The following is a 16518-nucleotide window of genomic DNA, read 5'->3' as shown; positions in this document are numbered from 1 at the left end:
CTACTTCGCCCCGGGGTGGACGACCCGCCGGACGTCGGCCGTACCCGCCCGGCGGACGACGGCCCGCACGGGGTTTCGCGCTCCGGAGAGGTTGTCGGAGTCGCCGTCGAGCACGAGGAGGCGTGCCGGGTAGCCGGGCTCGACGAGTCCACCGCCGAGGCCCGCGATTTCGGCCCCGTTGACCGTCGCCATCCGCAGCACTTCGCGGGCCGAGAGGTCGTACAGCTTCGCGGTGAACTCCATCTCGCGGAACATCGAGGGGCTGTTGAGCATGACGTTGTCCGTCCCGAGCGCGACCGTCGTCCGCTCGGCCAGTTCCTCGACCGGCGGGCGGCCCACGTCGGTGACGATGTTCGACCGCGGGCAGACGACGACCGGGATTTCGCTGTCGGCGACCCGCTGGAGGTGCAGCGGCTCGGCGTGGACCATGTGGACGAGGAAGTCCGGCTCCAGGTCGAGCGCGGGGTTGATGTCGGAGCTGTCGACCTCGCCGGCGTGGATGCCGAACAGCTTCCCGGCCTCGCTGGTAGCGCGGCGCTCCGCCCCGAACTCGCTGTCGTTGGCCCCGCTCGCGCCGAACCCGTCGGCCAGTTCCATCGCGTCGGTCGTCTCGCGCCCGAGAATCACGCTCTCCAGCAGCGAGTCCGACAGCGCGTCTCGAATCGCCTCGACACCCGCGACGCCGCCCTCGCGGAACTCGACGAACGCGCCGGTCCCGGACCGCTCCATGAACGACAGCGACCGCGCCATCGCGGCCACCAGTTCGTCCCGGTCGGCCTCCCGGAGCAGCCGGTGTTTCAGGCCGTCCGGCGGCGCGACCAGTTCCGTAAGCGAGAGCCCCTCGCCGGCCTCTTTCGCAATCGAGTCGCCGATGTGGGTGTGGGCGTTGACGAACGACGGCACCACGATGTCGTCGCTGTCGACCGCGGTCTCCTCGATGGCGGCTATCTCCCCGTCCTCGACGACGACGCGGCCCTCGACGGCCTCGAACGACCGCCCCGTCAGAATCGTCCCTTCGAGAATCATACTCTCTGTTCGCCGGGTCTCTCAGTTAAACTCATCGAGGGTCGCGTGGAGGCCGGGCCGCACGTCCCGGACTCTGGCCCCGTCGAGGTCCAGCCCCAGTTCGCGGATGGCCGCCGCGCCGACCCGCTCGCTCTCGCCGTCCGGCGCGTAGACGCCGAGCCGCCACTGGTCGCGCTGGGCGGCGCGGATGGCGTTGACCAGTGTCGACTGCTCGCCGAGCCGCCGGACCTCGCCGTTGACGAGGACGCGGCTGCTCGACTCGGTCATCGACGGCTCGGGCGGCACGTCGAGGATGACGGCGTCGCTGTCGACGTTCGCCGCGTCGGCGATGGCCCGTTCCATCGCGCCGACCGCCTCGTGGTCGGCCGACAGCACCTCGTCGGGGACGGCCCCCCATTCCGCCCAGACGGCGCGTTTGTACAGGTCCCGCTGGCTCAGCCGCCGGGCGTAGGCCGCCGTCGCCTCGCACTGTCGCAGCGCCACGAGCAGGTCGCTGTCGTCCCACCGGCGCAGCGTCTCGGCGGTCGTGTCGGTCGCGGCGAGCAGTTCCTCGGTCCCGCGGCGCAGCATCGACTTGGCGATGCGGGCGACGTGGTGCTGGTAGACCGTCGGGTTCATCAGCGCCCGCGCGAGCAGGAGCGACTCGGCCGTCTGGACGTTCCCCTCGTCGAGGACGAGTTCACCGTCGACGAAGCTCAGTTCCCGGACCAGGCGCTCGTGGTCGATGGTCCCGTATGGAACGCCCGTGTGGTGGGCGTCGCGGACCAGGTAGTCCATCCGGTCGACGTCCAGTTCGCCGGAGACCAGTTGGCCCAGTTCGCCCTCCCCGGCGACCAGGCCGGCCACGCGGTCGGGGTTGAGACCGTGCTCGGACAGCACCCGCGCGACCGGGCCGTCGCCGAGCAGTTCGTCCACGTCGTCGTGGTACTTCCCCGTTCGGCGGTGGATGAGCGCCTCGACGTTGTGGCTGTACGGCGAGTGCCCCACGTCGTGGAGCAGGGCCGCGGCACGGACCCGTTCGGCCTGCTGGCCCTCGATGCCGAGATGAGAGAGCGCCCGGTCGGCGAGGTGGTAGACGCCAAGCGAGTGCTCGAACCGGGTGTGGTTCGCCGAGGGGTAGACGAGCGTCACGGTGCCGAGCTGTGAGATGTGTCTGAGCCGCTGGACCGGCGGCGTGTCGAGCAACGCCGCCGCGACGCCCTGGACCTCGATGTGGTCGTGGACGCTGTCCTTGATTGTGGTCATTGCCCGGGCCTACGGCGGCGGCCGGCAAAATCGTTCGCCACCGTCCGCGGCGAACGCGCAGTCGCCTACCGGGGCACCCAGCCGTAGATGTGGTTCAGCATCACGTAGGTCACGAGCCCGAGGAACAGGCTCAGTCCCCAGGCGGAGACGGCGATGCGACCGACGCGGGCATGCACCGTCTCCCTGAGTTCCGCCGGGGAGTGGGTCAGCCCGAGGACGACCGCGTGGACGACGACGGGCACGGACACCGCAGACAGCAGGATGTGGATAGCCAGCATCACGATGTACGCCGTCCAGACGACGCCCTCGGCGACGATTTCCTTCTCGAAGCCGCCGCCGACCTTGAGGATGTACAGCGTCAGGAACACCATGATGAGGGTAAACGCGGTCAGCATCGCCGCGCGGTGTTTCTGGACCTGGTCGTTCTTGATGAAGTAGACGCCGGCGACGATTGCCAGCAGGGCGACGCTGTTGACGACGGCGATTGCGTCGCCGAGCAGGATGACGACGTCCCGTGAGAACTCGGGCAGGGGCAACACGCCGCCGAACGCGCCGAACACGAGCGCGTAGCCAACGACCGAGACGACAGCGGTGACGAGCCGCGGGCGAGCGCGGGCACGCGACTGGAGAGTGTCTGCGACGGCCATGCAAGCAGTTCAGGCCCGGAGTGGTAACTGTGTTCTGAAACGGGCGAGAACGGCGGCGGATTGCGAGCCGGAGCGGCCGCTGGCTCAGTACGCAACGGAGAATCAGGTCGCCGAAATCAGGCGAAGGTCCGGGAGACGTCCTCGTCGTCGGTCTCTTCCTGCTGAATCTTCTCCCAGGCGTTGTGGAAGTCCGCCATCGTGACCTCGGTCCGGTCGTCGCGGATGGCGAACATCCCGGCCTCCGTACAGATGGCCTTCACGTCGGCACCGGAGGCGTCCGTTATCTCCTCGGCCAGCGCCTCGAAGTCCACGTCGTCGGAGACGTTCATGCTGCGGGTGTGAATCTGGAATATCTGCTTGCGCCCCTCCAGGTCGGGGTTGGGGACCTCAATGAGGCGGTCGAAGCGGCCGGGGCGGAGGATGGCCCGGTCGAGCATGTCGAAGCGGTTCGTCGCCGCGATGATGCGGATGTCGCCGCGGTCGTCGAAGCCGTCCATCTCCGAGAGCAGTTGCATCATCGTCCGCTGGACCTCGGCGTCGCCGGAGGTCTTCGACTCCGTTCGCTTCGCTGCGATGGCGTCGATTTCGTCGATGAAGACGACGGCGGGCTCCTCCTGACGGGCCAGTTCGAACAGGTCCCGGACGAGCTTCGCGCCCTCGCCGATGAACTTGTGGACCAGCTCGGAGCCGGCCATCTTGATGAACGTCGCGTCGGTCTCGTTGGCGACCGCTTTCGCCAGCATCGTCTTCCCGGTGCCGGGCGGGCCGTGCAGCAGGACGCCGCTCGGCGGGTCGATGCCCACGTCCTCGAACATCTCGGGGCTCTTCAGGGGCATCTCGACGGTCTCGCGGACCTCTTCCATCTGCTCCTCGATGCCGCCGATGTCGGCGAAGGTGACGTCCGGCGACTGGTCGACCTGCATCACGCGGGCGCGCACGTCAGTTTCGTCGTCCAGTTGCTTGACGATAGACAGGGAGTTGTTGACGGCGACGCGGTCGTCGGGTTCCAGGTCCTCGCGCATCTCGTCGGTGACCTCCGTCAGGGCCTCCTGGTTGTTGCCGTGCTGTTTGATAATCACGCCGTCGCTGGACAGTTCCTGCACTGTGGCGACGAACAGCGGCGACTGCTTGAGCTTCTTGTTCTCGTGGGTGAGCCGTTCGAGCTTCTGCTGGTACTTGTTGTTCTCCGCGTTCGCGTCCAGCAGTTTGTCGCGCATCTCCTCGTTCTGGGCTTCGAGCACCTCCAGCCGCTCCTGCAGCGCCTCGATTTTCTGTTGTTGAGACGCGTCATCGTCGTACGGCATGTCGACCTCGTCGACGGTGTCGGTCATTACGACACCTTTAGTAGGTGTACCGTTATGAGGCTTCGGGTAGTCCCAGAACGTGTATCGCCCGGCGTGAGCCCTGAGGGAGGCGTTACTGGCCGCTCCCCGTCGGCGAATCCCGAACCGGCACGTTTCTTGGCCCCCGCCGGGAACACCCGCCCATGCCAACCGACCGCGAGGAAGTCATCATCGTGGGCGGCGGCGTCGCCGGGCTCTCGGCGGCGATTTACACCGCCCGCGCCGACCTGTCGACCCGAATCGTCTCGACCGGCGAGTCGATACTGAACCGCAACGCTCACCTGGAGAACTACCCCGGGTTCCCGGCTGGAATCAACCCCCGGCTCCTGCTCGAACTGATGCGTGCGCAGGCGCGGCGGGCCGGTGCCTGGTTCATCGACGGCGAGGCCGAGACGGTCGAGCGGACCGAGGACGGCTTCGAGGTGACCTGTACCGACGGCGAGGCCTTCGACGCGACGTACCTCATCGCCGCCTCCTGGTCGGACCCGTCGTATCTCGACGGGCTGGACATCTCGCTCGTCGACCGGGGGTCGAAGCAGTTCATCTCGACCGACGAACAGGGCCGGACCGACGTGGAGGGACTGTACGCGGCCGGCCGGCTGGCAGAGCAACACCACCAGACAATCGTCGCCGCGGGCCACGGCGCACAGGTCGGGCTCACGTTGCTCGAGGATTCGGACGCCGACTTCTATCACGACTGGACCGCGCCGGAGGGGTACTTCACCGACCGCGGCCGGCCGGTCCCGCCGGGCTGTGAGGAAATCGACGAGGTAGAACGCAAGAAACGCGAACAGGAGTCACTTGAGGTCATGCGGCGGTACTTCGAGGAGCCGATGCCCGGTGAGCCGACGATGCACCCGAGCGTCGATCAGAAGTCGGACTGAAGCCGAGAGACAGGGGCTTTTACCCACGCACCGCGAACCGGCGGGTATGCTGACCGGAGTCAACGTCGTTCTGGGGGTGTCGGGGTCCATCGCGGCCGTCAAGACGGTGGAGCTCGCACACGAACTCCGACGACAGGGGGCGTCCGTCCGGGCGGTGATGACCGACAGCGCGACGGGTATCATCCATCCGTGGGCGCTCTCGTTTGCGACGGACGACGACGTGATCACCGAGATTACGGGGAGCGTCGAGCACGTCGAGCTCTGTGGGCGGTCGGGCTGGGGTGACGTGTTCGTGCTCGCGCCGGCGACGGCAAACACCGTCGGGAAGGTCGCCGCGGCAATCGACGACACGCCCGTGACGACGTGTGCGACGACCGCCCTCGGCGCGGACGTGCCGGTCGTGGTCGCGCCAGCGATGCACGAGCCGATGTACGACCACCCCGGCGTGCTGTCGGCGATCGACCGCGTCGAGTCTTGGGGCGTCGAGTTCGTCGACCCGCGAATCGAGGAGGGGAAGGCCAAAATCGCCACCGAGGAGGCCATCGTCACGGCGACCGCCCGGGCCGCGGGCGACCGACCGCTTGCAGGCGAGCACGTCATCGTGACTGCGGGGGCGACCACGGAGTCGGTCGACCCCGTGCGGACGCTCTCGAACCGGTCCTCGGGGCGGACCGGGCGGGCCGTCGCGCGGGCCTGCTACGCCCGCGGGGCCGACGTGACGCTCGTCCACGACGGCCCCGACGTTCCCTACGCGACCGTCGAGCAGGTCGAGTCGGCCGCGGAGATGACGGCAGCTACCCGTCGGGTCGCCGACGCGGCCGACGCGCTGGTCTCGGCGGCGGCGATTTCGGATTACACCGTCGAGCAGGCCCCCGAGAAAATCAAGAGCGGGCAGGCGGAGCTGACGCTGACGCTCGAACCGACACCGAAGCTCATCGACACCGTTCGGTCTGACCACCCGGACCTCCCCATCGTCGGCTTCAAGGTCGAGACCGCGGGCGACGACGAGACGCTGGTCGAGCGCGCCCGTGAGATACGCGAACGGGCCGGGCTGGCCTTCGTGGTCGCAAACGACGCGAGCGTGATGGGTGCCGAGGAGACGCGGGCGCTGCTCGTCGACGACGGGACGGCGGCGGAGTACGTCGGGGACAAACAGGGGCTCGGCGGCCGTGTCGCCGACGAACTCGGTGCCCATCTGTCCAGTCGCGCCGGTAACTGATTACGAAATAGTTTTGCGTGTTCCGTTGCTCCGGTCCGATAACGACAGTACTGCCCGACGAACTGCCTATTCGGAGTTTTTAAACAGAGACTGTGACTGCACCACCACCCCGTCGCCTGCTCGTGCCAGTAGCCGATTCGGTGACGGTCCGTAACACCGTCGCCTACGCCGTCGAACAGGCCGAATCAGCGGCCAGAGAGGGACAGCAGCGGGTGTCGCTGCACCTCGTCGCCGTCGCAAGCACGCGCGCCATCGACCCCGACGCCCAGACGGAACTCGGCCAGGCCAAGGACCTGCTCGACCGAATCGAGGTCTGGCTCGACGAGGACCTGGGCGACGACCCGCCGTCGAACCTCGACGTGGAACTGGGCGTCATCGGCGCCGACCGCTACCTGTTCAGCCCCGGTGACTACGCCGACGCCATCCTGGCCTACGCTGACGACCACAGCATCGAACGGGTCGTCCTCGACCCGGAGTTCAACCCCGGCGGGACGACGCCGATGCTCCGGCCGCTCGAAGTCGAACTCGTCCGGGGCGACGTCGAAGTCGAAACCGCGCCCGTCGAGCGGCCGGCGCGGTCGACCGCGCTCGCTCGCGCCGCGACGCTCCCGAAGTACCTCACCGTCTTCGGCTCCTCCTACTTGTTTTACCTGCTTTTGAGCACGTACAAGCCGCTGGACTTCCTCACGGGCGCGATAACGGCGACCATCGTCACCGCGTTGCTCGCCCCCATCGCGTTCAGCCGCCAGCCGTCGCTGACGCGGATTCCCGGACAGCTCGCCCGAATGGCGATTTTCGTCCCGTACCTCCTGAAGGAAATCGCCGTGGCGAACCTCGGCATCGCCTACGTCGTCTTGCACCCGTCGCTGCCAATCGACCCGGAGATGGTCGAACTGGAGGCGGCCATCTGGGGCGACGCCCCGGTGACGACGCTGGCAAACAGCATCACGCTGACGCCCGGGACGCTCACCGTCAACGTCTCCGAACAGGCGTTCGACATCCACTCGCTGACCGGCAGTGCGCGCGAGGACCTGTTCGAGGGCGGCCTCGAACGGGCCGTCCGGTTCGTCTTCTACGGCCGGGAGGCGGCGGCGATTCCATCGCCCCGCGAGCGCGGACAGGGGAACGACGAGCCCATAGAGAGCGACATCGCCGACCCGGAGGTGGGCGACGATGATTGAGTTCGAGACGGCGCTGCTGGGTATCGCCGGCGCGTTCGTCGTCTTCGCCGTCGTGGCGCTGTACCGCGTGTTCGCCGGTCCGACGGACCACGACCGGGTCATCGCGGTCAACGTGATGGGGACCAACACCGTCATCGCCATCGCGCTCGTCTCCGGCGCGCTCGATAAGCCGCTGTTCCTGGATATCGCCCTCGTGTACGCCCTGCTGAACTTCCTGCTGTCGATAGCGTTCTCGAAGTTCAACGTCGAGCACGGAGGTGTGCTATGACCCCGACGGAGTGGGCCATCGTCGCGCTCGCGCTGGTCGGGGCGTTCTTCGGCGGCGTCGCCTCCATCGGCATCGTCAGGCTGCCGGACGTGTACACCCGCACGCACGCGGCGTCGAAAAGCGACACGCTGGGAGCCGTCCTCACTATCGCCGCCGCCGCGTTCGCGATTCAGACGGACCTGGCGACGGTCAAGGCCGTCTTCCTGCTGGTGTTCATGTTCCTGACGAACCCGACCGCCGCCCACGCCATCGCCCGGGCGGCACAGGACCAGGGCATCGAGCCGTGGACTGCCGATGACAAGGAGGGCGAGCCGTGACGCTCTCGCTCATCGAGGCGGCGCTGCTGGTGTTCGTGCTGGGCTGTGCGCTCGGCGCGGCCGTCCTCCGGGACGTGCTGGCGTCGCTGATGGCGTTTGCCGCCTACAGCCTCGGCGTCTCTATCATCTGGGTGATGCTCGAAGCGCCCGACGTCGGGCTGACGGAGGCGGCCGTCGGTGCCGGCATCATGACGATTCTGTTCATCCTGGCGCTGGCAAACACCGTGCGGCCACAGGAGGACGGCCTGTTCGAGTCGATACACGTCCGGACCGTCGTCCTCGTCGGCGCGTTCGTCGTCGTCATGCTCGCGACGGTCCCGTCGCTGCCCGCCATCGGGGCCGACGGGGCGGCGAACCCCGTCGTCAGCGGCGAGGTGACGCAGTACTACATCGAGAACGCGTACGCGGACACGGAGGTCCACAACGCGGTGACGGCCGTGCTCGCGGCCTACCGCGGGTTCGACACGCTGGGCGAAGCGGTGGTGGTCTTCTCGGCCGGCGTGGCGGCGCTGACCGTCCTCAGACAGGAGGTGTTCGCATGAGCAGCGACGAGCGGGAGCGGACCGGACTGTACGTCGAGAGCACCATCATCATGACGACGGTCCGAGTCGTCTCGCCGTTCGTACTCACGTTCGCCCTGTTCGTGATGTTCCACGGGGCGAACTCCCCCGGCGGCGGCTTCCAGGGCGGGGTCATCGCCGGGTCGGTCGTGATGATGCTCGCGTTCGCCTACGGCATCGACGCGGCCCGCGAGTGGCTCGACGTCCGCGTCGTCGCCGCGCTCGCCTCCGGCGGCGTGCTCCTGTTCGCCGCTATCGGCCTGGGTACGATGCTCCTGGGCGGGAACTTCCTGGAGTATCACCTGTACGAACAGTTCCTCTCGCACGCGACCGCCTACGGCATCGAACTCGTCGAGCTGGGCATCGGTGGCATCGTCGCCAGCGTCGCCATCGGCCTCTTTTTCCTGCTCGCGGCCGGGTTCGGCCACGCCGTCGACTCCCCGGAGGGTGAGAGCTAATGCTTGAACTGCTGGATACGCACTACAACTACTTCGCGGTGATGCTCCTGCTGGGTATCGGCCTCTACATGCTCATCGAGTCCCGGAACCTCGTGAAGAAGGTCATCGGGATGAACATCTTCCAGACGGGCATCTTCCTGTTTTTCATCACGCTCGCGTTCCGGGCGGGCGGGAACCCGCCAATAATCGAGGACGGGGGCGGCCCCTACGTCAGCCCGCTGCCGCACGTCCTCATCCTGACCGCTATCGTCGTCGGGGTGAGCCTGACCGCGGTGGCGCTGGCGCTCATCATCCGCATCTACACTGAGTACGGGACGCTGGACGAAGACAAACTCAAACAGCTCTACTATGATTGAACAACTCCCTGTGTTGCTGGTGGTCCTGCCGATAGTCGGCGGCGCGGTGCCGCTGGTCGCCAGCCTCGTGAGCGACCGGGCCGGCTGGCCCGTCGCGACGCTGACGCTCGTCGGTCAGGTCGGCCTGGCCGGACTGCTCGCCTGGACCGTCAGCACGAGCGGGACCGTCTCCTACGCGGTCGGCGGCTTCGCCGCCCCGTACGGCATCGAACTCGTGGTCGACGGGCTCTCGGGGGCCGTCGCCGTGCTCGTGGCCGTCGTGTCCCTGGGCGTGCTCGCGTACGCCCGGCAGGCCGGCCCGCACTCGAACACCTTCTACGGCCTGTTCCTGCTGCTGGTCGCCGGGCTGACGGGCATGACCGTCACCGGCGACGTGTTCAACCTCTACGTGTTCCTCGAAATCACGGGGCTTGCGGCCTACGGCCTCGTGGCGAGCGGGCGCGACGCCAGCGCCGCCGTCGCGGCGCTGAAGTACCTCATCATCGGGACCGTGGGGGCCTCGCTGTACCTGCTCGGCGTCGGCTACCTGCTGGCGGCGACGGGGACGCTCAACATGGCCGACCTGGCGACGAAACTCGGTGAGATGGCGGCCTACGACTCGACGCTCGTGCTGACCGCCTTCGGGCTGATGGTCGGCGGGCTGACGGTGAAAGTCGCCCTGTTCCCGCTCCACACCTGGCAGCCCGACGCCTACGCGAACGCCCCGGACACGGTGAGCGCGTTCATCTCGGCGCTCGTCTCGACGGTCTCGGCGTACGCGCTGGCCCGCCTGCTGTTTTCCGTGTTCACCGTCGAGTTCCTGACGGCCGTGCCCGTCGCCCGGTGGGCACTGGTCGGCCTGGCCTGTGTGAGCATCGTCGCCGGGAGCGCGCTCGCCGTCTCGCAGGACAGCGTCCAGCGGATGCTCGCGTACTCCTCGGTGTCGCAGTTCGGCCTCGTCGTCGCCGGGTTCGCCATCGCGACCCCGCTGGCCGTCGTCGGCGCGACGGTTCACCTGCTCGGCCACGCGGTGATGAAGGGCGGGCTGTTCGCCGCGACGGGGGTAATCGAGCGGAAGACGGGTGCGACGACCGTCAACGGCTACGCCGGGATGGCGAGCCGCGTCCCGCTCCCCGCCTTCTCCTTTGCCGTCCTCTCGCTGGCGATGGTCGGCGTCCCGCCGGCGGTCGGCTTCGTCGGCAAGTGGTACATCGTCCTCGGCGCGGTCAACGCCGAGAACTGGCCCGTCGTGGTCGTGTTGCTCGCGAGTACGCTGCTGACGCTGGCGTACTTCGCCCGCCTCGTCGAGCGGCTCTACTTCGCCGAGCCGACCATCCACGCGGAGGCCGACGAGACGACCGTCGCGGACGGGAGCGGACAGGCAGTCTCGTTCGGGATGGTCGCCGTCATCGTCGTCGCGGCCGCCCTCGCGGTCGCACTGACCGCAGCCGTACCGGAGTTGCAGAGAGTGCTCGAAGAGACGCTTCCACCCCTTCTAAACCAATGACTGAGTTACGACCCATCCTGGCAATCCTGGTTTCGGCGGCGGCTATCCCCGTGATTCTCTCGCTCAAGGGCCGGCCGAATCTGCGAGAGGGGGTGACCCTGACCGTCGCGTTCGCGAAGTTCGGTATCATCGCGAGCATGGTCCCCGGCGTCCTCGGCGGGACGGAGTACGGGTTCGTCGTCGGACAGTTCGCCACCGGCATCGAACTCGCGTTCCGCGTCGACCCGCTGGGGCTCCTCTTTGGCCTGCTTGCGAGCCTGCTGTGGATAGTGACGAGCTTCTACAGCATCGGCTACATGCGCGGGCTGGACGAACACGCCCAGACGCGCTACTTCGCCGCCTTCGCCGCCAGCCTCGCGTCGGCGGTCGGCGTCGCGTTCGCGTCGAACCTGCTGACGCTGTTCGTCTGCTACGAACTGCTGACGGTGTCGACGTACCCGCTCGTCACCCACGACGAGACCGACGAGGCCCGCGCCGCCGGCCGGAAGTACCTCGCGTACACCTTCGGCGGCGGCGTCGCCGTGCTGGGCGGGACGGTGCTGGTGTTCGTCCTCGCGGGAACGACCGCGTTCACGCCGGGCGGACTCGAAGGCCTCGCGACCGCCGACCCGACGCTGGCGAGAGCCGCGTTCGCGCTGCTGGCGGCCGGCTTCGGCGTCAAGGCCGCGCTGATGCCGATGCACTCCTGGCTCCCGGACGCGATGGTCGCGCCGACGCCGGTGTCGGGCCTGCTTCACGCCGTCGCCGTCGTTAAGAGCGGCGTGTTCGGCATCGCCCGCGTGGTGCTGGACGTGTACGGGACCGGGACGATGGAGCAACTCGGCGTCGGCCTCCCGCTCGCCGCGATTGCCGCGTTCACCCTGCTGACCGCGAGCGTCATCGCGCTCAGACAGGACAACCTCAAGCGGCGGCTGGCGTACTCGACGATTAGCCAGCTGTCCTACATCGTACTCGGGCTGGGACTGCTCCACGGGCAGGCGCTGACCGGCGGCCTGCTCCACATCCCCGCTCACGCGTTCATGAAACTCACCCTGTTCTTCTGTGCCGGCGCGATTCACGTCGAGACCCACACCGACGACATCAGCGACATGGCCGGCATCGGGAAACGGATGCCACTGACGATGGCCGCCTTCGCCGTCGCCGCCGCGGGGATGGCGGGTATCCCGCTGGTCGCCGGCTTCGTCAGCAAGTGGTACCTGGTCATCGGGGCGCTGAGCCTCGACGGCGGCCTCGTGTTCGCCGCCGCACTCCTGGTCTCGGGCGTGCTCAACATCGCGTACTTCTGGCCCATCGTCTACCAGGCGTACTTCGAGTCGCCGGAGGGCCACGACGAGAAACCCCTGCTGGAAGGGCCGTTCGGCGGCCGGAGCGAGGTGCGAGCCGACGGCGGGGACGCGGACGACCACGCCGTCGAGGGCGACGTTCCGGACCCCCAGCACGTCGACCACCTCGGCAAACACCGCGAGGAGCACGAACACCACGGTGGCCCGCCCGAGGGCGGCTGGGACGACCGCGGCTGGCGCGGCGGCGAGAGCACGTGGTTCATGCTCGGGCCGATACTGACCGCGGCCACGCTGTCGCTCCTGCTCGGGACGATGCCGTACACGGCCGTGTTCCTGCGAATCGTCGACACCATCGTCGGTAACCTCCCGGGGGTGACCGCCTGATGTCGGCGCTGACGACGGTGCCGCCGGTCGTCGTTCTGCTCGCGCTGGCAGTCGCGGTCTCGCGGCTCCCGCGGCGTGCCGGGCACGCGGTCGGGGCGCTCGTGCCCGCGCTGGCGGTGCCGTGGGCGCTCGCGGTGCCCGAGGGCGCGCATCTACAGACCCAGTTCCTCGGGTTCGACGCCGTGTTGCTGAACGTCGACCCGTTCTCGCGGCTGATGGGAATCATCTTCGGGCTCATCGCCGCCGTCGCCGTTCTCTACTCCTACGCCAGCGAGGCCGACACGACACAGACCGGCTACGCCCTCTCGTACGTGGCGACGAGCTTCGGAGCCGTCTTCGCCGGCGACTGGCTGACGCTCCTCTTCTTCTGGGAGCTGATGGCCGTCACCAGCACCTTGCTGGTGTGGCACTACGGCGGCAAGGCGGTCCGGGCCGGGTTCCGGTACGCGTTGTTGCACGGCCTAGGCGGCACGCTGCTGATGGCCGCCATCCTCCGACACTACGTCGAGGTCGGGACGTTCCTGTTCTCGTCGGTGCCGGGCGGGCCGGAGACGGCCGGCATCACGTCCGGGCTGGCCGCCGCCCTAGCGGCCATCGGTATCGGCGTCAACGTCGGCTTCATCGGCCTGCACGCGTGGCTGCCCGACACCTACCCGCGCCCGCACATCGCCGCCAGCGTCTTCCTCTGCGTGTTCACCACCAAGACCGGCGTCTACGGGATGTACCGGGCGTTCCCCAACGGCCACGAGGCCATCGCGTACATGGGCGGCGGGATGGCTATCTTCGGGGCGCTGTTCGCGCTGTTCCAGAACGACATGCGGCGACTCCTCTCCTATCACATCCAGTCCCAGGTCGGGTACATGGTCGCCGGCGTCGGCATCGGGACCTCACTGGCCCAGGCCGGCGCGTTCGCCCACGTGTTCAACCACATCCTCTACAAGGGCCTGCTGTTCATGACCGCCGGCGTCGTCGTCTACCGGACCGGCACGGAGAGCCTGAAGAAACTCGGTGGCCTCTGGCGGGAGATGCCCGTCACCGCGGGTGCGTTCTCCGTCGCTGCGCTGTCTATCGCCGGGTTCCCCGGCTTCAACGGGTTCGTTAGTAAGGGGATAATCATCTCTGGGAGCCACTACACCTTCGGAAAGGGACCGCTCCCACTCGGAGAGTTCTACACGCTCGAGTGGATGCTGCTGCTTGGCGGCGTCGGCACGTTCATGTCGTTCATCAAGTTCGGCTACTACGCGTTCTTCCACGGGGAGTACGAGGGGAGCGTCCCGGACGCGAACCGACTGCAGAGCGTCGCAATGGTGACCGTGGCTGCGCTCTGTATCTTCTACGGGGTGTCGGACGCGTCCCTGTTCGCCCTCCTTCCCTTCGACGTGACGAGCGAGGCCGTCGTCGACCACGTCTACGAGACGTACACCGTCGCCCACATCGTCGAGGGCGTCGTCCTCGCCGTACTCGGCCTCATCGGATTCGCGGCGACGAAGAAGCCGCTCTCGAAACTCGGCCGCGTTCCAGACATCGACCGACTGTACAACCCCGCCGTCTTCTACGGCTCGCGCGCCCTCGTCGTCGGCGTGACCGAACTGTACGCCGCGGTGGACCGCGCAGTGGTCGGGGCCACGGCTGTCGTCACGCGGACGGTGACGGCTCCGAACGACGTGATTGAACGACGGCACGGCGACGACCTCGTACACCCGATGCGGGCCGGCATCGGCCTCAGCATCCTCATCCTCGCCGTTTTCGTCACGGTGGCCCTGCTGGCCCTCTCCTGATTCCTAATACATCGTCTATGATAATGACGGGGCCGACCACCCGCAGCGGGGTTGAGAAGTCCTGGGAATAGTTATCAATAGCGAAGGTAATTACAGGCTCTGATAATACAGGTGCAGACTTATATATCTCCATAGCCACGTTTCCGATAAGCACTGCATAACAGGACGCCCTGTTGATGCGTGCGGACATAACCATGGAACTCAAACGATTCTTCGACGACGACGACGCTGTGTCGCCGGTCATCGGGGTCATCCTGATGGTCGCAATCACGGTCATCCTCGCGGCCGTCATCGCGACGTTCGTCCTCGGCCTGGGTGACCAGGTCAGCAATACGGCCCCGCAGGCCAGCTTTAGTACGGACTACGATAGCGGGAACAGTCACCTGACGATAACGCACGACGGTGGTGACTCGATTAAGGCTAGCAATCTCTACATTCGAGGCACTGATATCGGTGGTTCGGGCGACGACATCAACAGTAATAATCAAAACTGGCCGTCGGGCCAAGCAAGCGGCAGTAATTCACAGGTCGTCGCTGGCGACCAGATTGACGTCGGCGTGAGTAGCGGGTCCTTCGAAATCAACGTCGTCTACCAGTCGGCCACCGGCGACAACTCCGCGACGCTCGCCACCGCAACCGGCCCGAGCGCGTAAGCTCGCGTCGTCTTGTTTTTTCCGGGTTCGAACCCGTGATTTTATAACATATGAACACCCTGATTTCCGCTGTATTCCTCGATATGGGTCCTTGGAACCGGAGACTGCGACATGAGTAAGCAGGTAGAGCGGACGGACGCGGACACGGAGACCGACCTCTCGAAGGGGGAGATATTCGACGTGCTGCAAAACGAGCGGCGTCGGTACACGCTCCAGTATCTCCGCGAACACGACGGGCCGGTACAGCTCGGCGACCTCGCGTCACACGTCGCGGCACAGGAGTACGACTGCCCGAACGCCGAAGTCACGAGCGCGCAACGGAAGCGCGTCTACACCACGCTACAACAGTCCCACCTCCCGCGGATGCACGACGCCGGTATCGTCGAGTACGACGACGAGAACGGGACAATCGCTCGGACCGCACACACCGAAGAGCTTACCGTGTATCTCGAAATCGTGCCCGGCAGCGAGTTCCCCTGGCGCGAGTACTACCTCTCGCTGGGCGCGGTCAGTCTGGCAATCGTAACGGTTCTCTGGGTCGGCGTCTACCCGTTCACGGTGATACCGCCGCTGGTCTGGACCACGCTGATAGCTGTCGTGCTCAGCGTCTCCGCGGTCTATCACACCTACGCCGGCCGCGAGATGACGCTGACCGAGTTTGCGGCTCGGGAAGCCGAGTCCGAGGACTGAACGCCACAGCGTCGCAAGCGACCGTCGTTTTCGCTGTACCGTATCGAGGACCACTCCGACGCGGCCACGTCGAAAACCGGCAGTACAGCCAGCCTTGAAGGGTTTCAATCCAGTGTTGAACGGCTAAAACGTCTTCGGAGTATAAGTGGGCACGTCACATGTGATTGAGTCAGCACACCTCCGCGAGTCAGTAAGGGCATCCTTCATCGTATAAGGTGGTCTTACTCGGGTCATGCTCGCGGTGTGCGCCGATAACCATGGACATCAAACAACTCATCCACGACGACGACGCTGTGTCACCGGTCATCGGGGTCATCCTGATGGTCGCAATCACGGTTATCCTCGCGGCCGTCATCGCGTCCTTCGTGCTCGGTCTCGGCGACCAGGCACAGCAGGCAACGCCACAGGCTAGCTTCTCATGGGAGTACAGCGAAAATGCCAGTAACTCCCCTGACGGGAACGTGACGATTACGCACGATGGCGGAGATTCCATCGAAGCTCAAGAGCTGTACGTCCGAGGAGACTTTGACGGAGGCGAGGGAAGCGGAAGTTGGGGGGAGATGTCGAAATCTACTGCTAGCGGTGCGTCTGAGGTCACTGCCGGTCTGAGTGTCGAGCCAGGAGTCGGGTCTGAATACGACCTCCGTGTTGTCTATCAGACGCAGGAAGGCGACACCTCCGCAACGCTGTCGCAGGACACCGGTCCGGACGCGTAATCGGCTTCGATTCTCTATTTTTTC

General features: G+C 66.7%; 18 protein-coding genes. 14 read left to right on the top strand and 4 right to left on the bottom strand.

Annotated features, from left to right (window positions below; genetic code table 11):
• From VI123_RS09950 to pan1, 4 genes are all read right to left on the bottom strand, one after another.
• Window positions 1–1026: an amidohydrolase family protein gene (locus tag VI123_RS09950; protein ID WP_336337899.1), complete on the bottom strand. Its 1026-nt coding sequence runs from the start codon at window positions 1024–1026 to the stop codon at window positions 1–3.
• Between the two features lie 21 nt (window positions 1027–1047).
• Entirely contained in the window at window positions 1048–2271 is a 1224-nt protein-coding gene (locus tag VI123_RS09945) for an HD domain-containing protein (RefSeq protein WP_336337898.1), read from the bottom strand.
• A 65-nt stretch (window positions 2272–2336) separates the two neighbouring features.
• Window positions 2337–2918 carry a DUF420 domain-containing protein gene (locus VI123_RS09940; RefSeq protein ID WP_336337897.1) on the bottom strand — a complete coding sequence of 194 codons (582 nt, stop codon included), beginning with the start codon at window positions 2916–2918 and terminating at the stop codon, window positions 2337–2339.
• A gap of 116 nt (window positions 2919–3034) precedes the next feature.
• Window positions 3035–4249, bottom strand: coding sequence for a proteasome-activating nucleotidase Pan1 (pan1, locus tag VI123_RS09935; RefSeq protein WP_336337896.1), 1215 nt, complete (start codon window positions 4247–4249; stop codon window positions 3035–3037).
• A 155-nt stretch (window positions 4250–4404) separates the two neighbouring features.
• Between pan1 and VI123_RS09930 the strand changes: the two genes are divergently transcribed.
• From VI123_RS09930 to VI123_RS09865, 14 genes are all read left to right on the top strand, one after another.
• Window positions 4405–5145, top strand: coding sequence for an NAD(P)/FAD-dependent oxidoreductase (locus tag VI123_RS09930; protein WP_336337895.1), 741 nt, complete (start codon window positions 4405–4407; stop codon window positions 5143–5145).
• A 46-nt stretch (window positions 5146–5191) separates the two neighbouring features.
• Complete coding sequence (gene coaBC, locus VI123_RS09925; protein WP_336337894.1) at window positions 5192–6364, top strand: bifunctional phosphopantothenoylcysteine decarboxylase/phosphopantothenate--cysteine ligase CoaBC; 1173 nt, start codon at window positions 5192–5194, stop codon at window positions 6362–6364.
• A gap of 140 nt (window positions 6365–6504) precedes the next feature.
• The gene (locus VI123_RS09920) at window positions 6505–7545 is read left to right on the top strand and encodes a monovalent cation/H+ antiporter subunit E (protein WP_336338268.1); all 1041 of its coding nucleotides are present in this window, start codon (window positions 6505–6507) and stop codon (window positions 7543–7545) included.
• The gene (locus tag VI123_RS09915) at window positions 7538–7813 is read left to right on the top strand and encodes a cation:proton antiporter (protein WP_336337893.1); all 276 of its coding nucleotides are present in this window, start codon (window positions 7538–7540) and stop codon (window positions 7811–7813) included. Before VI123_RS09920 ends, VI123_RS09915 begins: the two co-directional genes overlap by 8 nt.
• Window positions 7810–8130 carry a monovalent cation/H(+) antiporter subunit G gene (gene mnhG / locus VI123_RS09910; RefSeq protein ID WP_336337892.1) on the top strand — a complete coding sequence of 107 codons (321 nt, stop codon included), beginning with the start codon at window positions 7810–7812 and terminating at the stop codon, window positions 8128–8130. Before VI123_RS09915 ends, mnhG begins: the two co-directional genes overlap by 4 nt.
• A complete protein-coding gene (locus tag VI123_RS09905; RefSeq protein WP_336337891.1) occupies window positions 8127–8672 on the top strand; it encodes a DUF4040 domain-containing protein in 546 nt (181 codons plus the stop codon). The genes mnhG and VI123_RS09905 overlap by 4 nt, the downstream gene beginning before the upstream one ends.
• A complete protein-coding gene (locus tag VI123_RS09900; protein WP_336337890.1) occupies window positions 8669–9148 on the top strand; it encodes a Na(+)/H(+) antiporter subunit B in 480 nt (159 codons plus the stop codon). The genes VI123_RS09905 and VI123_RS09900 overlap by 4 nt, the downstream gene beginning before the upstream one ends.
• Complete coding sequence (locus VI123_RS09895) at window positions 9148–9504, top strand: cation:proton antiporter subunit C (RefSeq protein ID WP_336337889.1); 357 nt, start codon at window positions 9148–9150, stop codon at window positions 9502–9504. The genes VI123_RS09900 and VI123_RS09895 overlap by 1 nt, the downstream gene beginning before the upstream one ends.
• Window positions 9497–10990, top strand: coding sequence for a monovalent cation/H+ antiporter subunit D family protein (locus VI123_RS09890; RefSeq protein ID WP_336337888.1), 1494 nt, complete (start codon window positions 9497–9499; stop codon window positions 10988–10990). The genes VI123_RS09895 and VI123_RS09890 overlap by 8 nt, the downstream gene beginning before the upstream one ends.
• A complete protein-coding gene (locus VI123_RS09885) occupies window positions 10987–12657 on the top strand; it encodes a cation:proton antiporter (RefSeq protein WP_336337887.1) in 1671 nt (556 codons plus the stop codon). Before VI123_RS09890 ends, VI123_RS09885 begins: the two co-directional genes overlap by 4 nt.
• Window positions 12657–14435 (top strand): Na(+)/H(+) antiporter subunit D, encoded by a 1779-nt coding sequence (locus tag VI123_RS09880; protein ID WP_336337886.1) that lies wholly within the window; start codon window positions 12657–12659, stop codon window positions 14433–14435. Before VI123_RS09885 ends, VI123_RS09880 begins: the two co-directional genes overlap by 1 nt.
• Window positions 14436–14629: 194 nt before the next feature.
• Complete coding sequence (locus VI123_RS09875; RefSeq protein WP_336338267.1) at window positions 14630–15088, top strand: type IV pilin N-terminal domain-containing protein; 459 nt, start codon at window positions 14630–14632, stop codon at window positions 15086–15088.
• A gap of 111 nt (window positions 15089–15199) precedes the next feature.
• Window positions 15200–15778 (top strand): DUF7344 domain-containing protein, encoded by a 579-nt coding sequence (locus tag VI123_RS09870; protein ID WP_336337885.1) that lies wholly within the window; start codon window positions 15200–15202, stop codon window positions 15776–15778.
• Between the two features lie 257 nt (window positions 15779–16035).
• Window positions 16036–16494, top strand: a complete 459-nt coding sequence (locus VI123_RS09865) for a type IV pilin N-terminal domain-containing protein (RefSeq protein WP_336337884.1) — start codon at window positions 16036–16038, stop codon at window positions 16492–16494.
• Window positions 16495–16518: the final 24 nt, after the last annotated feature.

Origin of the sequence: Haloarcula sp. DT43, from assembly GCF_037078405.1 — an archaeon.
GTDB classification, from domain to species: domain Archaea; phylum Halobacteriota; class Halobacteria; order Halobacteriales; family Haloarculaceae; genus Haloarcula; species Haloarcula brevis.
The sequence above is the reverse complement of the archived record's forward strand: the minus strand, read 5'-3'. Positions and strand labels throughout refer to the sequence as shown.

What these genes read in the sequence shown, in the direction of transcription:
- VI123_RS09875 (WP_336338267.1), top strand. Translation starts at nt 14,630, where the DNA reads ATGGAACTCAAACGATTCTTCGACGACGACGACGCTGTGTCGCCGGTC.
- VI123_RS09915 (WP_336337893.1), top strand. Translation starts at nt 7,538, where the DNA reads ATGATTGAGTTCGAGACGGCGCTGCTGGGTATCGCCGGCGCGTTCGTC.
- VI123_RS09930 (WP_336337895.1), top strand. Translation starts at nt 4,405, where the DNA reads ATGCCAACCGACCGCGAGGAAGTCATCATCGTGGGCGGCGGCGTCGCC.
- pan1 (WP_336337896.1), bottom strand. Translation starts at nt 4,249, where the DNA reads ATGACCGACACCGTCGACGAGGTCGACATGCCGTACGACGATGACGCG.
- mnhG (WP_336337892.1), top strand. Translation starts at nt 7,810, where the DNA reads ATGACCCCGACGGAGTGGGCCATCGTCGCGCTCGCGCTGGTCGGGGCG.
- VI123_RS09950 (WP_336337899.1), bottom strand. Translation starts at nt 1,026, where the DNA reads ATGATTCTCGAAGGGACGATTCTGACGGGGCGGTCGTTCGAGGCCGTC.
- VI123_RS09945 (WP_336337898.1), bottom strand. Translation starts at nt 2,271, where the DNA reads ATGACCACAATCAAGGACAGCGTCCACGACCACATCGAGGTCCAGGGC.
- VI123_RS09900 (WP_336337890.1), top strand. Translation starts at nt 8,669, where the DNA reads ATGAGCAGCGACGAGCGGGAGCGGACCGGACTGTACGTCGAGAGCACC.
- coaBC (WP_336337894.1), top strand. Translation starts at nt 5,192, where the DNA reads ATGCTGACCGGAGTCAACGTCGTTCTGGGGGTGTCGGGGTCCATCGCG.
- VI123_RS09865 (WP_336337884.1), top strand. Translation starts at nt 16,036, where the DNA reads ATGGACATCAAACAACTCATCCACGACGACGACGCTGTGTCACCGGTC.
- VI123_RS09870 (WP_336337885.1), top strand. Translation starts at nt 15,200, where the DNA reads ATGAGTAAGCAGGTAGAGCGGACGGACGCGGACACGGAGACCGACCTC.
- VI123_RS09885 (WP_336337887.1), top strand. Translation starts at nt 10,987, where the DNA reads ATGACTGAGTTACGACCCATCCTGGCAATCCTGGTTTCGGCGGCGGCT.
- VI123_RS09895 (WP_336337889.1), top strand. Translation starts at nt 9,148, where the DNA reads ATGCTTGAACTGCTGGATACGCACTACAACTACTTCGCGGTGATGCTC.
- VI123_RS09890 (WP_336337888.1), top strand. Translation starts at nt 9,497, where the DNA reads ATGATTGAACAACTCCCTGTGTTGCTGGTGGTCCTGCCGATAGTCGGC.
- VI123_RS09940 (WP_336337897.1), bottom strand. Translation starts at nt 2,918, where the DNA reads ATGGCCGTCGCAGACACTCTCCAGTCGCGTGCCCGCGCTCGCCCGCGG.
- VI123_RS09880 (WP_336337886.1), top strand. Translation starts at nt 12,657, where the DNA reads ATGTCGGCGCTGACGACGGTGCCGCCGGTCGTCGTTCTGCTCGCGCTG.